Consider the following 850-nt stretch of genomic DNA (forward strand, 5'->3'; position numbering starts at 1 on the left):
TCCAAAGGAAAAGATCTTGCGCCACGTATCGCCGCTAAATGTGGTGTTGGGCAAATCTCTGACATCGTTCAAGTGGTGGATGACAAAACGTTTATACGCCCAATTTATGCGGGCAACGCTTTCGCTAAAGTGACTTCAAATGACAGTTTACGTGTGGTCACCGTGCGCGCATCTGCTTTTGATCCTGTTGCTTGCAACAGCCAAGTCGATATTGAACATCAGCAAACCTCGGCTCAATCTCTCGTTGTAGAGTTAGTTGCTATCGACAAGACCGTTTCTGAGCGCCCTGAACTGACGGCTGCGGAAATCGTGATTTCTGGCGGTCGTGGCGTGGGCAGCAAAGAGAACTTCGAACTTATCGAAAAAGTCGCCGACAAACTCGGCGCAGCGATTGGCGCATCTCGCGCTGCTGTCGATGCCGGTTTTGTCGCTAACGACTTACAAGTCGGTCAAACCGGCAAAATCGTCGCGCCTAAGCTTTACATTGCCGTCGGGATCTCTGGTGCAATCCAACACCTTGCCGGCATGAAAGAGTCGAAAGTGATTGTCGCTATCAACAAAGATCCAGACTCCCCAATCTTCGAAGTGGCGGATTATGGGTTAGTCGGCGATCTGTTTGAGATATTGCCTCAGCTCGCTGAACAACTATAAATAAACCGACTAAGGGCGAGCATGATGATGCTCGCCCTTTTTGATCAACGTAAGTTAACAATGGATTGAATATAGAGGGAACTATGCCAAGCCAAACTCCTATTTGGTCGCCATCTGCTGAGCGAGTCAGAGACAGTAACCTGCTTCGATTTATCGAGAGCACTAATGTACGAAGCAGCACAAGTAATGAGATTAGCGA

General features: G+C 48.6%; 1 protein-coding gene. It reads left to right on the forward strand.

Annotated features, from left to right (window positions below):
- Nucleotides 1-651: electron transfer flavoprotein subunit alpha/FixB family protein (locus R7E78_RS25495; RefSeq protein ID WP_318058523.1), on the forward strand; the 651-nt coding region annotated here is incomplete at its 5' end.
- Nucleotides 652-850: the final 199 nt, after the last annotated feature.

This window comes from Vibrio sp. YT-19(2023), assembly GCF_033337395.1.